The sequence below is a fragment of the Cellulomonas sp. plas2 genome, assembly GCF_057221735.1.
Map to the genome: position 1 here is coordinate 1,193,770 of NZ_CM170155.1, position 23,360 is coordinate 1,217,129.

At 76.8% G+C, this 23,360-nt stretch carries 18 protein-coding genes and 1 pseudogene; 13 read left to right on the plus strand and 6 right to left on the minus strand.

What is annotated here, in order from left to right; translation table 11 throughout:
• Positions 1 to 27 precede the first annotated feature (27 nt).
• From AC2TDM_RS05410 to AC2TDM_RS05425, 4 genes are read right to left on the minus strand one after another with little or no spacing between them, the layout of a single operon-like run.
• Entirely contained in the window at positions 28 to 891 is an 864-nt protein-coding gene (locus tag AC2TDM_RS05410; RefSeq protein ID WP_484636036.1) for an ABC transporter permease, read from the minus strand.
• Complete coding sequence (locus tag AC2TDM_RS05415) at positions 888 to 1,730, minus strand: ABC transporter ATP-binding protein (protein ID WP_484636037.1); 843 nt, start codon at positions 1,728 to 1,730, stop codon at positions 888 to 890. Before AC2TDM_RS05415 ends, AC2TDM_RS05410 begins: the two co-directional genes overlap by 4 nt.
• Before the next feature lie 42 nt (positions 1,731 to 1,772).
• Positions 1,773 to 2,993: an MFS transporter gene (locus AC2TDM_RS05420; RefSeq protein WP_484636038.1), complete on the minus strand. Its 1,221-nt coding sequence runs from the start codon at positions 2,991 to 2,993 to the stop codon at positions 1,773 to 1,775.
• Positions 2,994 to 3,037: 44 nt separating this feature from the next.
• A complete protein-coding gene (locus AC2TDM_RS05425) occupies positions 3,038 to 3,328 on the minus strand; it encodes a hypothetical protein (RefSeq protein WP_484636039.1) in 291 nt (96 codons plus the stop codon).
• 94 nt (positions 3,329 to 3,422) lie between these two features.
• On the opposite strand from AC2TDM_RS05425, the gene AC2TDM_RS05430 reads away from it, so the two are divergent.
• From AC2TDM_RS05430 to AC2TDM_RS05485, 12 genes and pseudogenes are all read left to right on the plus strand, one after another.
• The gene (locus AC2TDM_RS05430) at positions 3,423 to 3,905 is read left to right on the plus strand and encodes a MarR family winged helix-turn-helix transcriptional regulator (protein WP_484636040.1); all 483 of its coding nucleotides are present in this window, start codon (positions 3,423 to 3,425) and stop codon (positions 3,903 to 3,905) included.
• A 580-nt stretch (positions 3,906 to 4,485) separates the two neighbouring features.
• Entirely contained in the window at positions 4,486 to 5,724 is a 1,239-nt protein-coding gene (locus AC2TDM_RS05435; protein WP_090033464.1) for an LLM class flavin-dependent oxidoreductase, read from the plus strand.
• On the plus strand, positions 5,721 to 6,998 hold the full coding sequence (locus tag AC2TDM_RS05440) for an acyl-CoA dehydrogenase family protein (protein ID WP_484636041.1): 1,278 nt from the start codon (positions 5,721 to 5,723) through the stop codon (positions 6,996 to 6,998). The genes AC2TDM_RS05435 and AC2TDM_RS05440 overlap by 4 nt, the downstream gene beginning before the upstream one ends.
• A gap of 80 nt (positions 6,999 to 7,078) precedes the next feature.
• Positions 7,079 to 8,782 carry an ABC transporter substrate-binding protein gene (locus AC2TDM_RS05445; RefSeq protein ID WP_484636042.1) on the plus strand — a complete coding sequence of 568 codons (1,704 nt, stop codon included), beginning with the start codon at positions 7,079 to 7,081 and terminating at the stop codon, positions 8,780 to 8,782.
• Positions 8,779 to 9,624 carry an ABC transporter permease gene (locus tag AC2TDM_RS05450; RefSeq protein WP_484636043.1) on the plus strand — a complete coding sequence of 282 codons (846 nt, stop codon included), beginning with the start codon at positions 8,779 to 8,781 and terminating at the stop codon, positions 9,622 to 9,624. Before AC2TDM_RS05445 ends, AC2TDM_RS05450 begins: the two co-directional genes overlap by 4 nt.
• On the plus strand, positions 9,621 to 10,577 hold the full coding sequence (locus AC2TDM_RS05455) for an ABC transporter permease (RefSeq protein WP_484636044.1): 957 nt from the start codon (positions 9,621 to 9,623) through the stop codon (positions 10,575 to 10,577). Before AC2TDM_RS05450 ends, AC2TDM_RS05455 begins: the two co-directional genes overlap by 4 nt.
• Entirely contained in the window at positions 10,574 to 12,367 is a 1,794-nt protein-coding gene (locus AC2TDM_RS05460; RefSeq protein WP_484636045.1) for a dipeptide ABC transporter ATP-binding protein, read from the plus strand. The genes AC2TDM_RS05455 and AC2TDM_RS05460 overlap by 4 nt, the downstream gene beginning before the upstream one ends.
• Positions 12,364 to 13,338 (plus strand): LysR family transcriptional regulator, encoded by a 975-nt coding sequence (locus AC2TDM_RS05465; protein ID WP_484636046.1) that lies wholly within the window; start codon positions 12,364 to 12,366, stop codon positions 13,336 to 13,338. The genes AC2TDM_RS05460 and AC2TDM_RS05465 overlap by 4 nt, the downstream gene beginning before the upstream one ends.
• A gap of 146 nt (positions 13,339 to 13,484) precedes the next feature.
• Positions 13,485 to 14,285 (plus strand): annotated as a pseudogene (locus tag AC2TDM_RS05470) (sulfurtransferase); the annotation flags it as partial.
• Positions 14,286 to 15,172: 887 nt separating this feature from the next.
• Complete coding sequence (locus AC2TDM_RS05475; RefSeq protein ID WP_484636390.1) at positions 15,173 to 16,525, plus strand: FAD-binding oxidoreductase; 1,353 nt, start codon at positions 15,173 to 15,175, stop codon at positions 16,523 to 16,525.
• A gap of 119 nt (positions 16,526 to 16,644) precedes the next feature.
• Entirely contained in the window at positions 16,645 to 17,448 is an 804-nt protein-coding gene (locus tag AC2TDM_RS05480; RefSeq protein WP_484636047.1) for an NADPH-dependent FMN reductase, read from the plus strand.
• Between the two features lie 77 nt (positions 17,449 to 17,525).
• On the plus strand, positions 17,526 to 18,098 hold the full coding sequence (locus AC2TDM_RS05485) for a flavin reductase family protein (protein ID WP_484636048.1): 573 nt from the start codon (positions 17,526 to 17,528) through the stop codon (positions 18,096 to 18,098).
• Positions 18,099 to 18,155: 57 nt separating this feature from the next.
• Here the strand turns inward: AC2TDM_RS05485 and AC2TDM_RS05490 are convergent, their stop codons facing one another.
• Together AC2TDM_RS05490 and AC2TDM_RS05495 are read right to left on the minus strand one after the other, a co-directional pair.
• Positions 18,156 to 18,896, minus strand: a complete 741-nt coding sequence (locus AC2TDM_RS05490) for an MBL fold metallo-hydrolase (protein WP_484636049.1) — start codon at positions 18,894 to 18,896, stop codon at positions 18,156 to 18,158.
• A 103-nt stretch (positions 18,897 to 18,999) separates the two neighbouring features.
• Positions 19,000 to 21,195: a DEAD/DEAH box helicase gene (locus AC2TDM_RS05495; protein ID WP_484636050.1), complete on the minus strand. Its 2,196-nt coding sequence runs from the start codon at positions 21,193 to 21,195 to the stop codon at positions 19,000 to 19,002.
• Positions 21,196 to 21,814: 619 nt separating this feature from the next.
• Between AC2TDM_RS05495 and AC2TDM_RS05500 the strand changes: the two genes are divergently transcribed.
• The gene (locus AC2TDM_RS05500) at positions 21,815 to 23,278 is read left to right on the plus strand and encodes an HNH endonuclease signature motif containing protein (protein ID WP_484636051.1); all 1,464 of its coding nucleotides are present in this window, start codon (positions 21,815 to 21,817) and stop codon (positions 23,276 to 23,278) included.
• Positions 23,279 to 23,360 lie beyond the last annotated feature (82 nt).

A 23,360-nucleotide genomic window follows, 5' to 3' on the forward strand; every position in this document is an offset into this window, starting at 1 on the left:
CGGCGTAGGCGGCGAGCTGGCTGATGGTCAGCACGGCGACGATCCTGCCCCTCGTCGCGCCCTGCGCGGGAGGGGTACGGGAGAGGGCACGGTCACGGGAACCGCCGGCGGAAGGTCAGCGCGGCGAGGATGGACGGCCACGACGAGCAGCCCTGCGCACCAGGCCAGGGCGGCCGCGGTGCTGCCGGCGGCGTCCTGACCCGCGAGCAGCGCCCGCAGGGCGTCGACGCAGGCGGTCACCGGCTGGTGCTCGGCGAACCACCGCACCGGCCCCGGCATGGACCCCGTCGGCGCGAAGGCCGAGCTGACGAACGGCAGCAGGATCAGCGGGTAGGAGAACGCGCTGGCGCCCTCCACGGACGAGGCCGTCAGCCCGGCGACGACCGCGAGCCACGTGAGCGCCAGCGCCAGCAGCACGAGGACCCCGACGACGGCCAGCCACCCGAGCACCCCCGCGCGGGGCCGGAACCCGACGACGAACGCCACACCGACGACGAGCGCCACGGGGACGAGGTTCGCCACCACCGAGGTCAGGACGTGCGCCCAGAGCACCGCCGACCGGGCGATCGGCATCGACCGGAACCGCTCGAGCAGGCCGCCCTGGAGGTCGAGGAACAGCCGGTAGGCGGTGTAGGAGACGCCCGTCGCGAGGGTGATGACGAGGATCCCGGGCAGGAGGTAGTCGACGTAGGAGCCGGTGCGGGACCCGGTGTCGATGGCACCGCCGAGGACGTAGGTGAACAGCAGCAGGATGGCGACGGGCATGAGGGCCGTCGTGATGGCGGTGTCGGGGCTGCGCAGCACGTGGGTGCGGGAGCGGCCGGTCAGGGCGGCGGTGTCCGCGACGACGGTGGCGAGCGGCGCCGTCGGCGTGGGGGTCGTGGTGGTCATCGGAGGTCCTCCTGCCGGGTGCTGGTGCTGGTGGTGGTGCCGGCGGTGCTGCCGGCGCTCGTGAGGGCGAGGAAGACCTCCTCGAGGCTGGGCCGCTTCTCGACGTGCTCGACGCGGGCGGGCGGCAGGAGGGCGGTGAGCTCGGCGAGGGTGCCCTCGACGAGGACCCGGCCGCCGTGCAGGATCGCGACGCGGTCCGCGAGCTGCTCCGCCTCCTCCAGGTACTGGATGGTGAGGAGGACCGTCGTGCCGCCGGCGGCGAGCTCCCGCACGGCCTGCCAGACCTCGCGCCGCCCCTCGGGGTCGAGGCCGGTGGTGGGCTCGTCGAGGACGACGACGCCCGGGTCGCCGACGAGGCTCATCGCCAGGTCGAGGCGGCGGCGCATGCCGCCGGAGTACGTGGCCGCGCGGCGGTCGCCGGCGTCGGCGAGCGAGAACCGGCGCAGGAGGGCGTCGGCGACCTCGCCGGGACGGGGCAGGTGCCGCAGCCGTGCGACGAGCACGAGGTTCTCCCGCCCGGTGAGGACGCCGTCGACGGCAGCGAACTGCCCGGTGAGGCTGAGCGCGGTCCGCACGCGGTGGCCCTGCGTGGTGACGTCGGCGCCGGCCACGGTGGCCGTGCCGCCGTCCGGTGGCAGGAGCGTGGCGAGGATCTTCACGAGCGTCGTCTTGCCGGTCCCGTTGGTGCCGAGGAGGGCGACGATGCTGCCGGTGGCGACGTCGAGGTCGACGCCGCGCAGGACGGCGAGGTCGCCGTAGGACCTCGTCAGGCCGCGGACGCTGATCGCGGCAGCGGCGGTGGGTCGGGCGGGTGGTCGGGGTGCTGTGGTGGTGTCCATGACGCGAGCGTCGGGGGTTGACGCTGCGTCAGGGTCAAGCGGTCAGCCCTGCGCGTCCGCGGGGAGCTCGCGGGGGACGCGGGCGATCCGCGTCCTGTCGGTGAGGGCGACGAAGAGCAGGCCTGCGGCCGTGATGCCGGCCGCGACGAGCGGGATCGCGGCCACACCCACGCCGTCGAGCACGAGCCCCCCGACGAGGGCCCCGAGGCCGATGCCGATGTTGAACGCCGTGGTCACGACCGAGCCCGCGAGGCTGCGGGCGCGCACGGACGCCGCGTGCAGGTTCCGGGTGTGCATCATCGGCGGCACGACGCCGAACGCGACGGAGTAGAGGACCAGGAGCGTCACCACGAGCCCTGTCGCGCTGCCCGCCAGGGCGAACGCCACGAGCAGGACCGTCGCCGCGGAGACGGCGACGGTCACCACCAGCCGCGGCCACCGGTCGCCCAGACCCCCGGCGAGCACCGCGCCGACGAGCCCCGCGACGCCGAGCGCCAGCAGCACGCCGCTGAGCAGGTCCGACGGCACCCCGCCGACCTGGATCGTCCACGGCGCGATGTAGGTGTAGAAGGCGTTGTGGCCCGTGGCCACCACCAGCGTGGAGACGGCGACGATCCCGACGCCGACCAGCGACGGGTCCCGCCGCAGGGGCGTGGCCACAGCCCCCGGCACCGGCTCGCGGCGGTGCTCCACCGGCGGCAGCGCCACGACGGCCAGCACCACGAAGACGACGACGATCAGCGCCATCACGCCGAACGCGGCGCGCCACCCGAGCGCGTGCCCCAGCGCGGCCGTCAGCGGCACGCCGAGGATGAAGGCGAGCGACCCGCCACCGGAGGTGATGGCGATCGCACGCGCCAGCTGCGTGCCCGGCACGAGGAACGACGCGTACGGCCCTGCCACGGACCAGAAGAGGCCGTGCGACAGGCCGCCGATCACCCGGGAGACGAGCAGCACCTCGTAGCTCGGCGCCAGCGCGGCGATCACGTTCGTCACGGCGAACACCGACAGCGTGAGGACGAGCAGCGGCTTGCGCGCGAACCGCTGGGTGGCCAGCGTCAGCGGGATCGAGGTCAGCGCCACCGTCCCGGCGAACACCGAGACGAGAAGTCCCACCCGGGACTCGCTGACGCCGACGCCGTCCGCGATCTCCGGCAGCAGACCGGTCGGGAGGAACTCGCTGGAGACGGAGGCGAAGATCGCCCCGGCGAGCACGAGGAGTCGGAACGTGGGCAGCGGGGCGTGCGGGTCGGGCGCGGGCACCGCAGGACAGTAGTCGAGCGCGGCCGGGCGTCGGTTCCGCCCGGTCAGGGCTCGTCGACCACGGGCCGTTCGACGAGGAAGGTGCGGCCGTCCGCGCCGGTGACGCGGACGAACTCCGTGCGCAGGGCGGCGTCGCGGGCGCGCTCGTCGTCGTTCGCGGGACGGCCGGCGGCGGCGGGGTGGCCGACCTGGGCCGGACCGAGGTAGGTGAGCAGGACCTCGGTGGGCCGGTCCGTGTCGGCTCCGGCCACCATGTCGCCCGCCCGGTCGACCACCCGGTCCCCGGACGTGGCGGCCGGGCGCGAGCGGGACGGACGGCGGCGGAGCAGGCCCATGGGACTCCCTCGGGGTGGCCCGGCGGTCCCGGAGCGATCGGGAGCGCGACGAGCAGATGCTGAGTGCACTCAGCATAGCCGCTAGGCTCGGGGCATGACGACGGGTGGCGGGCACGCGGTGGTCGGGTCCGTCGACGACCCGCTGGCCCTCGAGGCGCAGGTGTGCCTGGCGATGTCGGCGGCGGCGCGCGATCTCGTCGCCTTCTACCGGCCGCTGCTGGCCCCGCTCGGCCTGACCCATCCGCAGTACCTGGTGATGCTCGCGCTGTGGCAGCACGGGGAGCTGACGCTGACGCGCCTGGCGGCACTGCTGCACCTCGAGCCGGGCACGGCCTCGCCGCTCGTGCGCCGGCTGGAGGCGCAGGGCCTCGTCGAGCGGACGCGGTCCGCCGACGACGGACGCGCGCTGGTGCTGCGCGCGACGGCGGCCGGACGGGCGCTGCGCGAGCAGGCGCTCGCCGTCCCGGGCCGGATGCTCGCCGGGCTGGCGCTCACCGTCGAGGAGGCGGCCCGCATCCGTGAGGCGGCGGAGCTCCTGGTCGGCGCCTGCGCACGGGCGCGCACCGACCTCTCCTGAGCGGCGCCGGCACCCATCAGCACGCGCGATGTGTCCACATCGAGGAACGTCCTTGGACGGATGGTGGGACGAAGCCCTACTGTCGCTGCCATGACGAGGACCCGCCCCGAGGCGCTGCGCATGCCGTCCGGCATGCCCGCCACCGGCCGCCCCGTCGCCCCCGCCTGTGCCTCCCGCCCGGCCGGGGCCTGTCGCGCGTCGATGCGCGGCTGTCCCTGTCCGGCTCTCTGACCCGGACCGCGGATCCCGGGACGCACCTCGCGTCCCTCGCCCTCGCGCCGCACACCGCCTGATGGCCGCCTGACCTCGCGTCGGCCCCCGTCGTCCGGCGGTCGACGACCGCGTCGTCCTGTCCCGCGTCGTCCCGTGCCGCGCCGGCGCCCGCACCGCCCTCGTCGCCCCCGGTCCTGACCTCCCTGCCCCGGGAAGCGAGCAGCCGGTTCGCGACGCGGACCGCGGCGCCCTCGACGGGCGTACCCGCACCCGCGCCCGCCCGGCGCGCGGTGCTGCCGGGTGCTGCCCACCCGTCCCTCGTCGTACCCCGATCACCCCTGCCTGCCCGTCTCCGGAGGACCGTCCCGTGCCCGTCGAGTTCATCTCCGCCATCAACGTCAACCCGTCGAACGAGGTCAACGGCCTGTCCGACCCGGCGATCGACGTCGCCTACCTGCGCCGCTACGCCCGCGTCCTCGAGGACGGGGGCTTCGACTACTCGCTGGTGCCCTACGGCTCCGCCGGCCACGACCCCTTCACCATCGCCGCGGCGTTCACGCAGGTCACCGAGCACCTGCGGCCGATCGTCGCCCTGCGCCCCAACACCCTGTACCCGACGGTGGCCGCGAAGGCGCTCGCGACGCTCGACCAGCTCTCCGGCGGCCGGGCGGTCGTGCACCTCATCGCCGGCGGCAACGACGTCGAGCAGGCCCGCGAGGGCGACCGGCTGCCGAAGGCGGAGCGCTACGCCCGCCAGGAGGAGTTCCTGCGGATCCTGCGCCGCGTCTGGACCGAGACCGAGCCGTTCGACCACGCCGGGACCTACTACTCCTTCGAGGGCTTCGTCTCCCGGGTGCGGCCCGTCAACGGCACGATCCCGATCTCCGTCGGCGGCTCCAGCGACGAGGCGTACGCCCAGGGCGGGGCGCTGGCGGACATCTTCGGCCTGTGGGGCGAGCCGCTGAAGGACACCGCCGAGCAGATCGAGCGCATCGCCGCCGCGGCGCGCGCCGTCGGGCGCACCGACACCCCGCGGACCTGGGTGACGTTCCGGCCGATCATCGCGCCGACCGAGGAGCTGGCCTGGGAGAAGGCCGAGCGGACGCTGCAGGTGCTGCAGTCGCGCGGCGGCTCGGGCGCCGGTCAGCCGCTGGGGTCGCGCGGGGGGTTGTGGGTGCAGACGCCGGGTGCCGGCGGGCCGCAGAACCGCGGGTCGCAGCGCCTGCTCGAGATCGCCGCGCGCGGCGACCGGCACGACCGGGCGCTGTGGACGCCGACCGCGTCGGCCACCGGGGCGCAGGGCGCCTCGACCGCCCTGGTGGGCACGCCGGAGACCGTGGCGGCCGCGATCCTCGACTACGTCGACCTCGGCGCGGACCTCATCTCGATCCGCGGGTACGACAACCTGAACGACGCGATCGACTACGGCCGCTACGTCCTGCCGCTGGTCCGCGAGGAGCTCGTGCACCGCGAGGCGACGGGCCGGCGCGGCGAGGTCGTCGCGCAGCCGCCCCTGCCCGGGCAGGAGGCTCCGACCGGGGCTGACGGCGAGGCCCGCGGGGCCGCCCTCGCCGGCGACGACGCGCTCGTCGGGGCCTCCGCGTGACCGCGCTCGACGAGAGGGCGCCGGCGACGACGGTCGGGGCCGCCGGCAGCGCCACCACGGGCGGAGCCGGTGCCGACGTCCGGCAGCAGGCCGTCCCGCCGGGGCTGCCCGTGCCCGACCTGTCCGACGCGGCGCTGGCCGCGGTGACCGCGCGCCTGGCGACCACCGCCGAGGAGCACGACCGGACGGCGGCCTTCCCGTGGCGCGGGATCGCCGCCGTGCACGAGGCCGGGCTGCTCACCCTCGGCGTCGCGCCGCGGTACGGCGGCACGCCGCTGACCGCGGTCGACGCGGTGCGGGTGTTCGAGGCGCTCGGGCAGGGCGACCCGGCGGTGGCGCTCATCGCCGCGATGACGGTCCTGCAGCACGACGCGCAGGCGCGGTCACCGTGGTGGCCCGAGGACGTGTACCGCACTCTCGTCGCCCGGTCGGCGCGGGAGCCGCAGCTCCTCAACGCCGTGCGGGCCGAGCCCGAGTGGGGCGCGCCGGCGCGCGGCGGCCTGCCGGCCACGACCGTGCGGCGCGACGGCGACGGCTGGGTGCTCGACGGCCGCAAGGCCTTCGCGACCGGGTCCGAGGGACTTGCGTACCACCTCGTGTGGGCGGTCGACCACGACGGCCCCTCCGGCGAGCCCGAGGTCGCCCACGCCGTGGTCCCGGCCGGGCTGCCCGGCGTGCGCGTCGTGCGGACCTGGGACCACCTCGGCCAGCGGGCGACGAGCACGCACGACGTCGTCTACGACCGGGTCCGGATCCCGGACGACCACTTCGTCGGCGCGCCCGTGTCCGGCTCAGGTGGTGGGGCGCGCCGCGGCGAGCCCGGAGCCGGCGCGATCCTGTCCGTCCCGGCGCTGTACGTCGGCGTCGCCCGGGCCGCGCAGGCCTTCCTCGTGCGGTTCGCGCACGAGCGCGTCCCCACCTCGCTCGGCCGCCCCATCGCCACGACGGACCGGATCGCGGCCGTCGCGGGCGAGGTGGAGGCCCAGCTCGTGGGCGCGGAGGAGCTGCTGCTCGGCCTGGCCGCCCGCCTCGACGCGGGCGACGAGCGGGGGCGCGGACGCCTCGTCGTCGCCAAGCTCCTGGCCACCCGCGCGGCGGTCACGGCCGTCGAGACCGCCGTCGCCGCGCTGGGGAACCCGGCCCTCACGCGGTCGCACCCCCTCGAGCGGCACCTGCGCGACGTCCTGGCCTCGCGGGTGCACCCGCCGCAGGACGACGCGGCCCTGCTCGCCGCCGGCCGGGCGTCGCTCGCCGCCCTCGCGCCCACGTCCTGATCCGGACCCCTGACCCCACCCGTCTGACCCCGTCCCCGGCCGTCCCCGCGCCGGGCCCGACCCCCGAGGAACCCACCCCCATGCGCACCACGCGACCCCACCGCCGCCTCGCGGCCGCCGCAGCCCCCGCCCTCGTGGCCGTGCTGGCGCTGACGGCCTGCGCCGGCGGCAGCGGCAGCGCCGCGTCCGACGGCGCCACGAGCACCGACGGCAGCACCGCCGGTGCCACCGGCGACCCCGTCGAGGGCGGCCGCCTGCGCCTCGCGTACTTCCCCGACAACGCCGCCTTCGCGTGCGTCGACCCCTTCCAGACCTACTGGATCGAGCACCGCACGGTCATCCGCAACTACGCGGACTCGCTCACCGACCAGGACCCGGAGACGGGCGAGATCGTCCCGTGGCTGGCGACGTCGTGGACGGTGGACGACGCCGGCACCGAGTACACCTTCGACCTGCGGACGGACGTGACGTTCTCCGACGGCACGGCCTTCGGCCCGGAGGCCGTCAAGACGGCCTTCGACAGCCATGCGGCCGTCCTGCAGGAGCTCCCGACGGCGTACGGCGGCGTCTACCTGGCCGGGTACGAGTCGACGGAGGTGGTCGACGCGGACACGGTGGTGATCCGGTTCTCGACGCCGAACGCGGCCTTCCTGCAGGGCACGTCGACGACGAACCTCGCCGTCCTCGCGCCGGCGTCGTACGCGAAGACGCCCGAGGAGCGGTGCCTCGGGGACGTCGTCGGGTCCGGCCCCTTCGTCCTCGACTCCTACACCCCGGGCGAGGGCATCAGCCTGAGCAAGCGCGACGGCTACGCCTGGGGCTCCGAGCTGCGGGAGAACACGGGGGAGGCCTACCTCGACGGCATCGACATCACCTACGTCGCCGAGGACTCGGTCCGCATCGGCCAGCTCACGTCCGGGGCCATCGACATCGCGTGGCCCCGCCAGCCCATCACCGAGAACGACCAGGCCCTCGTGACCGCCAACGGCGCGCAGCTCGTCAGCCGTTCGCTGCCCGGCCCGGCCAACAACCTCTACCCGAACCTGTCGGAGGGGAAGGTCCTTGCCGAGGCCGACGTCCGTCGCGCGCTCCAGAAGGCCATCGACCGGCAGACGTACGCCTCGACGGTCTTCGGCGCCGACTACCCGGCTGTCACGAGCATCTACGACACGACCACGCCGGGCTACGTCGACCACTCCGAGGACCTCGCCCACGACCCCGACGGGGCGGCCGAGCTCCTCGAGGACGCCGGCTGGGCGCTCGAGGACGACGGGTACCGCTACCGGGACGGGCAGCGGCTCACGCTGTCGACCCCGGTCGTGCAGGGTTTCACCGCCGGTGACCAGCTCATCCAGGACCAGCTGAAGGCCGTCGGCATCGACCTGCAGCTGGACGTCATCACCCAGGCCCAGCGCAGCGACGTCCTGTCCTCGGGCGACTACGACCTCATCTCCACCTACTACACGCGGGCCGACCCGGGCGTGATCCAGTGGATCGTCGACTCCCGGTACGCCGGCTCGAAGGCCCAGGCGGACAACGCGCTGACGCCCGAGCAGGCGGCCCAGGTCCTGGCGCTGCTCGACGAGGGCACGACGACGACCGACCCCGACGCCCGGGCCGAGGTCTACGGCGAGCTGCAGGACCTGTACCTCGACGAGGCGCTCGCGTTCCCGACCTTCGAGCGGGTGCAGACCGCGGCGCTCGCGGCCGACGTGCACGGGTTCCGGTTCACCTCCGAGTCGTTCGGCGACTTCGCGGGGACGTGGATCGGGGACGCCTCGTGACGGCCGTGGTCGTCGACGGGCCGGCGGCGGGTGCCGTCGCCGGCCCGGCCTCCGGGCCGACGTCCGGGCTGGTGAGCGGGGCGGCCCGCGTCGCCCGGGGGGCCGACCTCGGCCGGTACGTGGCCGGCCGGGTCGCGCAGGCGCTCGTCGTGATGTGGGCGGCGTGGACCGCGACGTTCGCGATCCTGTGGCTCCTGCCGTCCGACCCGCTGGCGCTGCTGCTCTCGGCCAACAACGTCGAGGTGGACTCCCTGTCGCCGGCGGAGCTCGCGGCGGCCCAGGCCCGGTACGGGCTCGACCAGCCCGTGCTCGTCCAGTACGGCCGGATGCTCGGCGACGCGCTGCACGGCGACCTCGGCGTGTCCATCACGAAGAACGTGCCGGTGACGCAGCTGCTGGCCGAGCGGCTGCCCGGCACGCTGCAGCTCAGCGGCCTGGCGGTGCTGCTCGCGCTGGCCGGCGGGCTCACAGTGGCGTGGCTCGCGGCGTGGGTGCGCTGGCGGCCTGCCAAGGTGCTGCTGTCGCGGCTGCCGTCCGCGGGCGTGGCGTTCCCGTCCTTCTGGGTCGGCCTGCTGCTCATCCAGGTCTTCGCCTTCACGCTGGGGTGGTTCCCCTCCACCGGCGACGAGGGGCCCGTCGTCGTGCTCGCCGCCGCCGCGTTCGTGCTGGTCAACCTCCTCGTCGACCTGCTGTACCCGCTGCTGGACCCGCGCATCAGCCACGCCGTCCGCACGCCTGCCGTCCGCACGCCTGCCGTCCGCACGCCTGCTGCCCGCACGCCTGCTGCCCGCACGTCATCTCCTCGCACGTCCGCTGCCCGCACCCGCCGGAGGCCGTCATGACGCTCGCGCTCACCCGCCCCGCCCCGGCCGTCGCGTCCGGCGACGAGGGCCTGCTCACCGACGGCCCCGACGGCCCCGACGGCGACGAGGGTCGCCGCCGCGGGCGTCGCCGCCCGCTCGAGGGGCGGGCGGCCCGCCGGGCGACGACCGCGCGCCTGCTGCTGCGCCGAGCCGGCTTCCTGGTCGCCCTGGCGTTCGTCGTCCTCGTCGTCGTCTCCGCCCTGGCCCCCGGCCTGTTCACGTCCGCCGACCCGTATGCGACGGCTCCCGTCGACAAGCTCCTGCCGCCCGGCCCCGGGCACCCCTTCGGCACCGACGAGCTCGGGCGCGACCTGTTCTCCCGCGTCCTGCACGGCGGGCTGCTGACGGTGCAGGCCGTGGGGCTCGCCCTCGTCCTGGCGCTCGTCGTCGGGCTGACGCTCGGCGTGGTGGCCGGGTTCGTCGGCGGGTGGGTCGACGCCGTGGTCATGCGAGCCGTCGACGTGCTGCTCGCGATCCCGGGACTGCTGCTGGCCCTCGCGATCGTCACCGCCATCGGCTACGGCACGGTCCCGGTGGCCGTCGCCGTGGGCATCGGCATCGTCCCGGGCTTCGCGCGGACGACGCGGGCCGAGGTGCTGCGCGTGCGGACCCTGCCGTACGTCGAGGCGGCCCGGACGGGCGGCGCCTCGTGGGGTCGGGTGCTGCTGCGGCACGTGCTGCCCAACTCGTGGGGGCCCGTCGCCGTGCTCGCGGTCCTCGACCTCGGCGCCGCCGTCATCGCCGTCGCGGCGCTGAGCTTCCTCGGGTTCGGCGCCGCCCCGCCCGCGGCCGAGTGGGGGACGTTGATCTCGACCGGGCGCAACTACCTCGTCACCAGCCCCTGGCTGAGCCTGCTGCCCGGCGTGTTCGTCGGCCTGCTGGTCCTCGGCCTCAACCACGTCGCCCGGACCCTCGAGGAGGTGCAGCGATGAGCGCGGCCGTCGCCCCCGTCGCCCCTGCCGCCGGCCGCCCGGCCGCGCCCGTCGTCCGCCTCGAGGACCTGCACGTCGCGTACGGCCGCAGCCGCCGGGACGCCCGGCCCGCCGTACGCGGGATCAGCCTCGAGGTCGCGCCCGGCGAGGTCGTCGCCCTCGTCGGCGAGTCGGGCTCGGGCAAGTCCAGCACCGCGCACGCGGTCCTCGGGCTGCTGCCCGCGAGCGGCCACGTCACGGGCGGGCGCATCGAGGTCGACGGCCTCGACGTCACTCGGGCGCCGGACCGGGTGCGCCGGCGGCAGCGCGGGTCCGTGCTCGGGCTCGTCCCGCAGGACCCGGGCCTCGGGCTCGACCCCACGCTGCGCGTCGGCGTGCAGGTGGCCGAGGTCGTGCGGCGGCGCGGGGTGCCGCGCGCGGCGGTCGGCGCGGAGGTGCTCGTCGCCCTGGCCGACGCCGGCGTCGACGACCCGGAGCTGCGCGCGCGCCAGTACCCGCACGAGCTGTCGGGCGGCCTGCGTCAGCGGGTGCTCATCGCGCTCGCGCTGGCCGGGCACCCGCGGCTGCTCGTCGCCGACGAGCCGACCTCCGCGCTGGACGTCACCGTGCAGCGGCGGATCCTCGACCACCTCGAGCACCTGGTCGCCGAGCGCGGCATCGGGCTGCTCGTCATCACGCACGATCTCGCCGTGGCCGCCGACCGCGCGGACCGCGTGCTCGTCCTGTCGCAGGGGCGCGTCGTCGAGCAGGGGCCGCCCGCGCAGCTCCTCGTGCGCCCCGAGCAGGAGTACACGCGGCGGCTGCTGGCGGCGGCGCCGGGCCTCGTCGTGCCGGGCCTCGTCGTGCCGGGGAGCGTGGCCCCGGAGACGCCCGGGACGCGGACGCGGCTCGTCGTCCGGCACGCCACGCCCGACGACGCGACCGCCGGGTCGACCGCGGCCGAGCCCGTGCTGCGCCTGCACGACGTCACGGTCGACTTCCCCCAGCCCGGGCGGCCCGCCCTGCGCGCGCTCGACGGGGTGGGCCTGGCGGTGCCGCGCGGGCGCACGCTCGCGGTCGTCGGGGAGTCCGGGTCGGGCAAGACGACGGCCCTGCGCGTGGCGCTCGGGCTGCAGCCCGTCACCGGCGGCCGCGTCGAGCTCGACGGGCGGGACGTCACCGACGCCTCCTGGGCGGCATGGCGACCGCTGCGCCGGCGGGTGCAGCTCGTCCACCAGAACCCGTTCGCCGCCCTCGACCCGCGGTTCACCGTCGAGGAGAGCGTGACGGAGCCGCTCGCGTCCTTCCGCCTCGGCGGGCGTGCCGAGCGGCGGCAGCGGGCGCGCGAGCTGCTCGACCGCGTCGGGCTGCCCGCCGCGCACCTGTCGCGCCTGCCGGCCGAGCTGTCGGGCGGGCAGCGCCAGCGCGTGGCCATCGCCCGGGCGCTCGCGGTGGGCCCGGAGCTCCTCCTGCTCGACGAGCCCGTCTCCGCGCTCGACGTGTCCGTGCAGGCGCAGGTCCTCGCGCTGCTCGCCGACCTGCAGGCCGACCTCGGCGTGTCCTACCTGTTCGTGTCGCACGACCTGGCGGTCGTCGCGGAGGTGGCGCACCGCGTGGCCGTGCTGCGGCGCGGGCGGCTCGTGGAGGAGGGGCCGGCCGGGCAGGTGCTGCACGCGCCGGCGGACCCCTACACCGCCGAGCTGCTCGACGCGGTGCCGGGCGGCCGGCACGCCGCGGCGGTGGCGGCGCTCGCGGGCGCCGGGGTCGGCGCGGGGGTCGGCGCGGGGGCCGGCGCGGGGGTGGGGGCATGAGCGCGCCGCTCGACCTCGCGCAGCTGCGCACCCTCGTCGCCATCGCGGACACCGGCGGCTACACGCGCGCCGCCGCCGCGCTGCACGTCTCGCAGCCGACGGTCTCCGGGCACGTCCGCGCGCTGGAGCGGCGCCTGAAGCAGGTGCTCCTCGAGCGCGAGGGCCGCGGCGCGCGGTTCACGGACGACGGGGAGCGCCTGCTCGCCGAGGCCCGGCGCGTCCTGGCCGTGCACGACGAGGCGCTGGCCCGCCTGGAGACCGGCGCGCGGCGCACGGTCGTCGTCGGGTCCACCGAGACCGCCGCCGAGGGCGTCCTGCCCACGCTGCTGACGACGCTGCGCGACGCGTTCCCCGACCGGCCCGTGCGGTTCGTCATCGACCGCTCCACCGGCATGACGGAGTCCGTGGCACGCGGCACCATCGACCTGGCCGTCCTGCTCGGCTGGGGGCCGGCGACGCCCGGCCGCCAGATCGGGACGCTGCCGCTGCGGTGGTACGGGCGTCCCGGCGGGGACGCCTCCGACGGCGGCCGGTCCGACGGCGGCCGGTCCGACGACGAGGTGCCGCTCGTCGCCTACGCCGAGCCGTGCGGCATGCGCCGCCGGGCTCTCGCCGAGCTGGCCGAGGCCGGTCGGCGGGTCCGGCTGACGGCGGAGTCGACGACGCTCGACGGCGTCGTCGCCGCGGCCCGCGCGGGGCTCGGCGTCGCCGTGCTGCCCAGCGCCGGTGCTCCGCCGGCCGGGCTCGTCGAGCGGACGGACCTGCCGCCGCTCGGCGTCATCGGGCTGCACCTGGCCACCCGCGCCGGGCTCGACGTCGACCTCGAGGCCGCGGCGCTCGGCGCGCTGGAGACCTTCGTCGCCGCTCTCGCCGTCGCTCCCGCGCACGACGAGCCGTTCTGCACCGCCACCCCCACACCCGTCCCCCTTCCCACCCCTCTTCCCGACACCGACCGCGAGGACCTGACGTGACCGACACCCTCTCCACCGACGTCCTGACGCCCGACGCGCTCGAGGCCGTCACCCTCGCCGACGTCACCCTCGCCGACGACGTCCTCGCCGACGACGTGCTCGCCGGCGACGACCCCGCCCGGCGGCACCTCGTCGGGCCCGAGGAGCTGCACGGCCTGCTGCAGGGGCCGACACCGCCCGTCGTGCTCGACGTGCGCTGGAGCCTCGCCGCCCCCGACGGCCGACCGGCCCACCGCGCCGGCCGCGTGCCCGGCGCGGTGTACGTCGACCTCGAGAGCGAGCTGGCGGGACACGGGGCGCCGACCGACGGCCGGCACCCGCTACCGGCCGTGGCGGACCTGCAGGCCGCCGCCCGGCGCTGGGGCGTCCGCGCCGACCGGGCGGTCGTCGTGGCCGACGACGCCGGCGGCCAGTCGGCGGCGCGCGCCTGGTGGCTGCTGCGCTGGGCGGGCCTGGCGGGCGTGCGCGTGCTCGACGGCGGGCTCGGCGCCTGGCGCGCCGCGGGCCTGCCGCTGGAGTCCGGGGACGCACCGGCGCCGGTCCCCGGCGACGTCGTGCTGTCGGGCGGGCACCTGCCGACCGTGGACGCCGACGGCGCCGCCGCCCTCGCCCGCGACGGACGCCTGCTCGACGCCCGCGCCGGCGAGCGGTACCGGGGCGAGGTCGAGCCCGTCGACCCGCGCGCCGGGCACATCCCCGGCGCCGTCAGCGCGCCGACGGCCGAGAACCTCGGCCCGGACGGCCGTCTGCTGCCGGCGGACGCGCTCGCGGCGCGGTTCGCCGCGCTCGGCGTGCGACCCGAGGTGCCGGTCGGGGTGTCCTGCGGCTCGGGCGTCACGGCGGCGCACGAGGCGCTGGCGCTGACCGTCGCCGGGTACGCGCCCGTGCTGTTCCCCGGCTCGTGGTCGGCGTGGTCGAACGACCCCGCGCGGCCGGTGGCGACGGGACCGGAGCCCGACGGCACCCCCGCCGGCGCCACGGTCGCCACGCGGACCTGGACGGAGCCGGACGGCATCGCGCCGCGCGGCACGCTCGTCGTGCTCGTCGGGCGCGGGGAGACCCCGGAGGTCTACGAGCGGTTCGGGCGGCGGCTGTCCGCGGACGCGTACCGGGTCGTGGCGGTCGACGAGGGCCGGCACCGGCGGGAGGCCGTCGCGGCGCTCCTGGCCGACGCGACGCTGCCCGCCCCGCGCGTGCTGGTCGGCGTGGACGCCGGCGCGCTCGCGGCGGTGACGGCGACGACGACCGCCGCCGCGGCCGGCACGCCCGGGCCCGACGCGGTGGTGCTCGTCGGGCTGCCGGGGGCGGCCGAGCCCGGGTCCGGGCCGTGGGGCGGCTCGTGGTCCGACGAGGTCGCCGCCCGGACCGCGTGCCCGAACCACCGCAAGGTCCTCGACCGGGCGGCGCGCAGCGGGATCGGCGCGTCGGTGCTCGGCTCGTCCGCGACGACGGTGCTCAGCCCGGCGCGGGCGGCCCGGGCCGCGCTCGGCGTGCCGGTGCTCGCGCTGCACGGCGCCGCCGACGCCATCAGCCCGGCCGTCGACGCCGTGCCGCTGTACCGGCGGCTCGGCGCGGGCGAGGTCGTGCTCGTCGAGGACGGGCTGCACGACGTCCTCAACGACGTCGCCCACCGCACGGTCGCCGCCACGCTCGTGCTCTTCCTCGAGCGCCTGCGTCTGCGGTCCGCGCGTGGCGGCCTCGCGCCGATCGCGCGGGACGTCGCGGGGGAGCGCGCATGAGGGCGGCGCTGAGCGAGGCCGGGCTCGGCGGCGCGACGGCGTCGGGCGAGGCGCGGCATCCTGGCGACGGGGCACCCCGGACCGGGAGGGACGCGATGACGCCGACGGCGCTCGACGAGCTGGTGGCCGCCGTGACGGAGGTGCTCCGGGACGTCCCGGCGCGGACCGCGGCGCGCACGGACCGGTCCGGCTGGGGCCCCGAGGGCGTGCCCGACGCCGTCGTGCGCGCGCACGGGGTCGCCGACGTGGTCGCGACGATGCGGTGGGCGCACGCGCACCGGGTGCCGGTCGTGGCGCGCGGGTCGGGCTCGGGCCTCGCCGGCGGGGCGTCCGCGGGGCCGGGCCAGGTCGTGCTCGACCTGTCGGCGATGGACCGCATCGTCGAGATCCGTGCCGAGGACGCGGTGGCCGTCGTCGAGCCCGGCGTCATCGCCGGGGACCTCGACCGCGCCGCCCGGGCGCACGGGCTGCGGTACGCGCCCGACCCCGGCAGCGTCGACCTCGCGACGATCGGCGGCACCATCGCCACGAACGCCGGCGGCCTGCGCTGCGTGAAGTACGGCGTCACGCGCGACGCCGTGCTGGCCCTCGACGTCGTCCTGGCGGACGGGTCGCTGCTGCGCACGGGTGCCGGGACGCTCAAGGGCGTCACGGGGTACGACCTCACCTCGCTCGTCGTCGGCTCGGAGGGCACGCTCGGCGTCGTCGTCGGGGCGACGCTGCGGCTCGTGCCGCTGCCGGTCGCGACGGCGACGATCGCCGCGTCCTTCACGGACGTGGAGTCCGCCGCCGCGGCGGCGACCGCCATCACGGCGGCGGGCGTCCGACCCTCGACCCTCGAGCTGCTCGACCGGGCCACCCTCGCCGCGGTCGACGCCGCCCAGGGGACCGACCTCGGCGCGCACGGCGCCGCCCTGCTGCTCGTGCAGACGGACGGGTTCGCCGCGGCGGCCGAGGCCGATGCCGTCGTCGCGGTCCTGACGCCGACCGCTGCGCACCTGGAGGTCACGGCGGACCCGGAGCGGGCGGCGACCCTCGTCGCCGCGCGCCGGCTCGCGCTGCCGTCGATCGAGCGGCACGGGCACGTCCTCATCGAGGACGTCGCCGTGCCGCGGTCGGCGCTCGCGGCCGCCGTACGCGGGATCGAGCAGATCGCCGCCCGCACCGGCGTGAGGGTCTTCACCCTCGCGCACGCCGGCGACGGCAACCTGCACCCCGTCGTCCTCACCGACGACGGGGTCGTCACCCCGCGCGTGCAGGACACCGTCGACGCGATCGTGGCCCTCGCGCTCGCCCTCGGCGGGACGCTGACGGGCGAGCACGGCGTCGGCGTCCTCAAGCGGCCCTGGCTGGACGACGAGCTCGGCCCGGTCGCGCGCGACGTGCAGGCCCGCATCAAGCACGCCTTCGACCCGCACGGGCTGCTCAACCCCGGCAAGGCCATCTGAGACCCGTCGCCGGTCACCTCCGACCCGCACCCGGGCCTGCACCCCACCTGCACCCCACCTGCACCCCACCTGCACACCCCCCACCTGCACCCCGCCCTGCCCCCACCCTGGAGCCACCCGTGTCCCTCGCACCCACCCTCGGCGCCCCGCCGGCGACGACGAGCGCCCCCGTTGGCGGTCCGCCGGCACGCCGCGTCGTCGTCCTCACCGGCAACCCCCGCCCCGCCTCCCGCACCGCCGCCGCGGGAGCCGTGCTCGGCCGGCACCTGGCGGACGCCCTGACCGTGGCCGACGGCTCCGCGGCCACCGGCTCCGCGGCCACCGGCTCCGCGACCACCGGCTCCGCGGTCGAGGTCGCGGAGATCGACCTCGCCGACCTCGCCGCCGAGCTGCTCGTGCCCGTGCACCCCGGCGCGGACGCGGCACTGGCCACCGTGACCGCCGCGGACCTGCTCGTCGTCGCCACGCCGGTGTACAAGGCGTCGGTGCCCGGCCTGCTCAAGGCGTTCCTCGACCTCGTCGGGCCGCAGGGCCTCGGCGGCGTCGTCGCGGTGCCCCTCGTCGTGCCCGGGGACCTCACCCACGCGCTGGTGGGGGAGGTGCACCTGCGTCCGGTGCTCGTCGAGCTCGGGGCCGTCGTGCCGGCGGCCTCGCTCGTCGTCCCCGTGCCGGCGCTGGCCGGGCTGCCCGATGCCGTCGCCGCGTGGTGGGAGCGGTCGGGCACGGCCGTCCTCCGCGCGGTCGGCGTGGCGTCGTCGCCCGCCACGGCACCTCGCACCGAGACGGGCACCGCGACGGGCACCGCGTTCGTCGCCGCGTTCGTCGCTGCGCCCGTCGCTGCGCCCGTCGCCGCGCCCGTCGCTGCGCCCGTCCCTGCGCCCGTCCCTGCGCCCCTCGCCGTGGCGTCGGTGGTGGCGTCGTGACCGCGCTGAGCGCGGACCGCGGGGCCCGCGTCGTGCCGTCTCCCGTCGTGGCGCCTCCCGTCGTGGCGCCTCCCGTCGTGGCGCCTCCCGTCGTGCCGGCTCCCGTCGTGGCGTCGGCCCTCGTGCCGTCCGACGAGCTCCTGCCGGTGCCCGACCCCGACGGCCTCACGCCCGAGGAGTACAAGGACGTGTTCCGGCAGCACGCCGCGGGTGTCGCGGTGGTGACGCTGAGCGGTCCCCGGGGCCCGGTCGGGTTCACCGCCACGTCCGTCATCTCCGTGTCCGCGGCCCCGCCGCTGCTGGCGTTCTCCGTCGACTCGGGCTCGTCGTCCTGGCCCGCGCTGTCGGTGGCGCGCACGGTCGTCGTCAACTTCCTGGCGGAGGACCAGGCGGACGTGTCGTCGCGGTTCGCGACGCGCGGGCAGGACCGGTTCGCCGGGGGCGGCTGGTCGCGGCTGCCGTCGGGGGAGCCGGTGCTGCACGGCACGCAGTCGTGGGTGCGGGCGCGTGTGCTCGACCGGCTGCCGGTGGGGACGAGCTTCCTCGTCTCGCTGCACGCGCTCGAGCACGGGACCCGGCCCGAGGCGCGGCCGCTCGTCTACCGCGACCGTGCCTACCACCGGCTGGTGCCGGGGACGCCGGCGGCCTGACGTGCGTCGAGTCCTGCACCCGGCCGACGGGTGCAGGGCTCGACGCGAGCGCGCGGGTCAGTGCGCGCCGACCTCCCGGGCGCGGGCTGCGGCCTCCGCGACCCCGGCGGTCCAGGGGTCGCCGTGGCCGGGCAGCACGGTCGCGGCGCCCGTCGCCTCGAGCGCGTCGAGGGAGGCGAGGGCCGCGGCGGAGTCCGCGGTCGCGGCGCCGGCGACGATCTGCGGGCCGCGGCCGCCGGTGTACGGGTCGAGCGTGACGAGCGCGTCGCCGGAGAGCAGGACGCCGCGCTCCGGCAGGTGGAGGGCCACGTGCCCCCAGGTGTGGCCGGGGGAGTCCACGACGACCGGGCGGCCGGGTACGGGCAGGACCCCGCCGCTCTCGTACGCCCGCAGGCCGCGGGCGCCCCGGACGTGCCAGGCCCCGGCCGCCATCAGCGCCGCGAGGACCGGCACGCCGGCGGGATGCCGCAGCGGGTACGCGGCCCGCGGGTTCTCGTGCGCGTAACGGTACGGGTGCTCCACCAGCTCCAGGTCCTCCGTGCCGGCCCAGACCGGCACGCCGAGCACGTCCATCGCCCGCGCCACGTTGCCGGTGTGGTCGAAGTGCCCGTGCGTGAGCGCGACGGCCACGACGTCCGACGGTCGTCGGCCGAGCGCGCGCACGGCCCCGCCGATCCGGCGCCAGTGCGCCGGCACGCCGGTGTCGACGAGCAGGAGCCGTCCCTCCTCCTCGACGAGGTAGCAGTTGACGTACGCGTGGTCGATGCGGTGGACGCGGTCGGCGACCTCGGTCAGCACGGGCGCTCCTCAGGGCGACGACGCCGCGGGGGCCGGGGCTGGACCGTCGGGCGCGAGGTGTCGACCACGCTAGGTCGCCCCTCACGACCGTGCGCGCCGGACGTCACGCGACCGACGCCAGGGCGAAGGGCAGCACCTCGTCGGCGCCGGCCCGCCGCAGTGCGCGCCCGGCGACGGTCAGCGTCCAGCGCGAGTCGACGAGGTCGTCGACGAGCAGCACCGGCCCGCGCACCTGCGCGAGGCGCTCGGCCATCCCGGTCGGCACGGCGAGCTGGTCCCACACGCCCGCGAGCCGGAAGGCGCTGTTGCCGCCCGGCTCGCCGCGCGGCCCGCCGTCGGGCGCCTCGAGCGTGCCGAGCCACTCGAGCCGTCCCCGCTCGGCGAGGTGCTGCGCCACGGAGGCGACGAGCTGCGGGTGCCGGCGCGACGGCACCGCCGCGACCGCCACCGGCCGGCGTGCCCACCCCCACCCGGCGAGCACGGCGACGCAGGCGCCGAGCAGCGCCGGGTCGGCGGAGGCGTCGGGGGTCCTCGCGTCGAGCAGGGTGCGCAGGCGCTGGCCCCAGCCGAGGTCGGTGAGCCGCGCGACGACCCGCCCCTCGCCGACCTGCTCGTCGGCCGCGATCTTGCCCTTGACGGGCACGTCGAGCCGGTCCATGCCCGTCGGCCACTGAGCGCGGGGCGGCACCTCGACCCCGACCTGCCGCAGGCGCCGGTCGGCGTCCTCGCGGGCCTGCTCGGGCACGTCGGTGGGGAACCACGTGCCCGCGCACCGGTCGCACCGCCCGCAGTCGGCGGCCGACGGGTCGTCGAGCTGCTCGGCGAGGAACCGCATGCGGCAGCCGTCGGTCGCCTCGTAGTCGAGCATCGCGCGGGCCTCGGCGCGGCGGGCCTCCTCGACGCGGCCGTAGCGCTCGGCGTCGTACGTCCAGCCCTGCCCGGTCGCGGTCCACCCGCCGCCGACGCGCTCGAGGGCGCCCTCCACGTCGAGCACCTTGAGCAGGAGCTCCAGCCGGGTGCGGCGCACGTCGGTCACCGTCTCGAGGGCGGCGGTCGACATCGGCCGTCCCGCCCGGCCGAGGGCGTCGAGCACGGCCGCGGCCTGGTCCTGGCGCGGCATCGACGACGTCGCGAAGTACGACCAGATCTCCCGGTCCTCCTCGCCCGGCAGCAGCAGCACGTCGGCCCGGTCGGTCGCACGCCCGGCGCGGCCGACCTGCTGGTAGTAGGCGACCGGTGACGAGGGCGCCCCGAGGTGCACGACGAAGCCCAGGTCGGGCTTGTCGAAGCCCATGCCGAGCGCGCTCGTCGCCACCAGCGCCTTCACGCGGTTCTCCCGCAGGGCCTCCTCGGCCTCCTCGCGCTCGGCCACGTCCGTGCGCCCGGTGTAGGCGCGCACGGTGTGCCCGGCAGCCGCCAGCAGCGCCGCGGTCTCCTCCGCCGCCGACACCGTCAGCGCGTACACGATCCCGCTGCCCGGCAGCTCGTCGAGGTGCGCCGCCAGCCAGGCGAGCCGGTCCCGCGGTGCCCGCAGCGGCAGCACCCCGAGCCGCAGCGACGCCCGCGCGAGCGGCCCGCGGTGCGTCGTCACGGGGTGGTCGGAGCCGTCCGCGAGCTGCTCGGCCACGTCCTGCACGACGCGGGCGTTGGCGGTCGCGGTCGTCGCCAGCACGGGCGTCCCCGTCGGCAGGTCGCCGAGCAGGTCGCGGATGCGGCGGTAGTCGGGCCGGAAGTCGTGCCCCCAGTCGCTGATGCAGTGCGCCTCGTCCACCACGACGAGCCCCGCCCGCTCCCGCAGGCCCGGGAGGAGCTCAGCGCGGAACTTCGGGTTGTTGAGCCGCTCGGGGGAGACGAGCAGGACGTCGATCTCGTCGGCAGCCAGCGCAGCCGTGACCTCGTCCCACGCGTGCGCGTTGGCGCTGTTCATCGTCACCGCCCGGACGCCGGCCCGAGCCGCGGCGGCCACCTGGTCCCGCATGAGCGCCAGCAGCGGGCTGACGATGAGCGTCGGGCCGGCCCCGCGCGCCCGCAGCAGGGCCGTGGCGACGAAGTACACCGCCGACTTCCCCCACCCGGTGCGCTGCACGACGAGGACGCGCCGCCGGTCGACGACGAGGTCGGCCACGGCCTCCCACTGCCCGTCCCGGAAGTCGACGTCGTCCCGCCCGACGAGCGCGCGCAGCGCCGCCCGCGCCTCGGCGTGCACCGCCTCCCGCGGGTCGTCGGCGGTGCTGCTGGTCGTCGTGCCGGGCGGCGTCGCGGAGGGCGTCGTGACGGTGGGGGTCGTCGTCTGGTCCATGGTGCGACCGACGCTAGCCCCCGCCACCGACACCCGGTGTGCCGGGCCTGTGGACGGCGTCGGTCGGGCGGTGCGCGCGCCCCACCCCGCAAGGGCCGTGGTGTCGGAGAGCGCAGATGCGCCCGTCGTCAGTGACGCCGTCGTCGCCCGCTCATCCGCGCGTCCATCGTCCGGGTCGGGAATCCGGTCGTCGACCACGCGCACTGTGGAGAACGCGGGAGAAATCGAGGCTGTGGACGGCTCCCGTATTGCTGGCAACTCCTCCGAGTGATCTTTCTGTCCTCGATATCAGGTTCCGCCGCCGGTCGTGAGCAGCGGCGATGTGAAAAGGCAGAGGATCGCGTGCGCCCGTGCAGCGACCGCCGGCCGACCGGCGCGCGACGAGCTCCTCGTCCGCCCCTGTACTGCTCGACTGCCGGACGCGGTTGAGGAGCGTCCACGGTCATGGGATCGGACGACACGATCGTCGCGAGCCGAGCCTCCCTCGGCATCGTCCGCTGCATTCCTGCTGGTGGCCCCTCCCGAGGGCGCTACGACGGTCGTCGTGTCAGTGGTCGATGGCATCGTTCGAGCAGGAGGAAAAGGCCCGTCGGGCCGCCGTCGAGGATGAGGAGGTGCCATGGCCACCACCGGCGTGCTCGGTGCCCTCGGTGCGGTGGCCGAGGCGGTGGACACCGCTGCGGCCGCACTCCTGCGTCACGGAGCGGCGGGACGGGCCACCGAGGGGCAGGAGGCCCTGGAGGCCGTCCGCCTCGCGATGGCGCTCGCCGGGCGGCTCGAGGCGATCACCGCCGGCCTGCTGCCGGTGGTCGAGGCCGACGGGCTGTGGGCGCTGGACGGTGCGCGCTCGCTCGCTCAGTGGGTGTCCTCGGTGGGCCGCGTCCCTCACGTCCGCGCGGCGGCGCTGGTGCGCACGGGCCGCACCTTCCGCGACGTGGTCCCGGCGACGGCGGCCGCGGCGGTGGCGGGTGAGGTGGGGATGGAGGCGGCGCGGGCGATCGCGGCGGCGGCGAACACGCCGGTGCGGGCGGCGGTGTTGCAGGACGAGGGCTCGTCGGTGGGGGAGGGGTTCCTGCTCGCGCAGGCGCGCGACCTGCCGGTGAGCTCGTTCCGTCGGCTGGTGTCGCGGTGGTCGGCGTCGGTCGACCCGGAGGCCGACGAGCGCGGGTTCCGGGAGGTCTCCGAGCGGGAGTTCCTGGACCTGTCGGCCACCACCGGCGGCTACCACGTCTCGGGCTTCCTGTCGGAGGAGAACGGGGTGGTGGTGCGGGACGCCTTGGCGGCGGTGACGGGTGTGCCCGCGGCCGACGACGAGCGCACGTCCTCCCAGCGACGGGCGCGGGCACTGGTCGACCTGGCACGGCTGACGCTGGACCACGGGTTGGCGGGGCCCAGCGGGGAGCAGCGACCGCACCTGAGCGTCGTGGTGGACTGGGAGACGCTGCAGCGCGCGGTCGCGGGCGGCTCGGCGACCGGAGACCGCCACGAGGACGGTCACGAAGACGGCGACGAGCGGATCCGATCACGACGCGGTTCGTCGGGTAGGTCGCCCTGTTGGTCGTCGGGAGCGGCGTCGAGTCAGGGAGAGGACGGGAAGCGGCACGGGAGCTGCCTCTCCGGCGCGTCATCGGAGCTCGGGGTGTCCGGGGACGTGGAGAGGTTCGGCGTGGGTGAGCTGGTCGGCGGACGAGCGGTGCCGGCCTCGGTGCTGGCGCGGCTCGCGTGCGACAGCGTGCTGTCGCGGGTCGTGTTCGGGCCGCGCTCGGAGATCGACGTGGGCCGGTCGCAGCGTACGTTCAGCGGTCCCCGTCGCCGCGCGGTCGTGGCCCGTGACGGGCGGTGCCGGTTCCCGGGGTGCGACGCGCCGCCTGCGTTGTGCGAGGTGCACCACGTGCGGCACGGGGCGCGTGACGGTGGGGACACCGATGCCGACAAGGGGGTCCTGCTGTGCTGGCACCACCACGCCCGTGTCCACACCTTCGGGATCGAGATCGTTCGCCGCGGCAGCCGGTGGCACTTCACCGACCGTCACGGCGACCCGCTCACGGGTGCTCGTCGCCGGACCACCTCGCCGAGGACCTGACGGGTCGAGCCGAGGAGCTGAACGGGTGGCGCGCGCGTCCGCCTCCGACACGTCGGCCCTCACCCACGAGCACACCGAGCGG

What these genes read in the sequence shown, in the direction of transcription:
- AC2TDM_RS05410 (WP_484636036.1), bottom strand. Translation starts at nt 891, where the DNA reads ATGACCACCACGACCCCCACGCCGACGGCGCCGCTCGCCACCGTCGTC.
- AC2TDM_RS05415 (WP_484636037.1), bottom strand. Translation starts at nt 1,730, where the DNA reads ATGGACACCACCACAGCACCCCGACCACCCGCCCGACCCACCGCCGCT.
- AC2TDM_RS05425 (WP_484636039.1), bottom strand. Translation starts at nt 3,328, where the DNA reads ATGGGCCTGCTCCGCCGCCGTCCGTCCCGCTCGCGCCCGGCCGCCACG.
- AC2TDM_RS05430 (WP_484636040.1), top strand. Translation starts at nt 3,423, where the DNA reads ATGACGACGGGTGGCGGGCACGCGGTGGTCGGGTCCGTCGACGACCCG.
- AC2TDM_RS05445 (WP_484636042.1), top strand. Translation starts at nt 7,079, where the DNA reads ATGCGCACCACGCGACCCCACCGCCGCCTCGCGGCCGCCGCAGCCCCC.
- AC2TDM_RS05455 (WP_484636044.1), top strand. Translation starts at nt 9,621, where the DNA reads ATGACGCTCGCGCTCACCCGCCCCGCCCCGGCCGTCGCGTCCGGCGAC.
- AC2TDM_RS05460 (WP_484636045.1), top strand. Translation starts at nt 10,574, where the DNA reads ATGAGCGCGGCCGTCGCCCCCGTCGCCCCTGCCGCCGGCCGCCCGGCC.
- AC2TDM_RS05465 (WP_484636046.1), top strand. Translation starts at nt 12,364, where the DNA reads ATGAGCGCGCCGCTCGACCTCGCGCAGCTGCGCACCCTCGTCGCCATC.
- AC2TDM_RS05475 (WP_484636390.1), top strand. Translation starts at nt 15,173, where the DNA reads ATGACGCCGACGGCGCTCGACGAGCTGGTGGCCGCCGTGACGGAGGTG.
- AC2TDM_RS05495 (WP_484636050.1), bottom strand. Translation starts at nt 21,195, where the DNA reads ATGGACCAGACGACGACCCCCACCGTCACGACGCCCTCCGCGACGCCG.
- AC2TDM_RS05500 (WP_484636051.1), top strand. Translation starts at nt 21,815, where the DNA reads ATGGCCACCACCGGCGTGCTCGGTGCCCTCGGTGCGGTGGCCGAGGCG.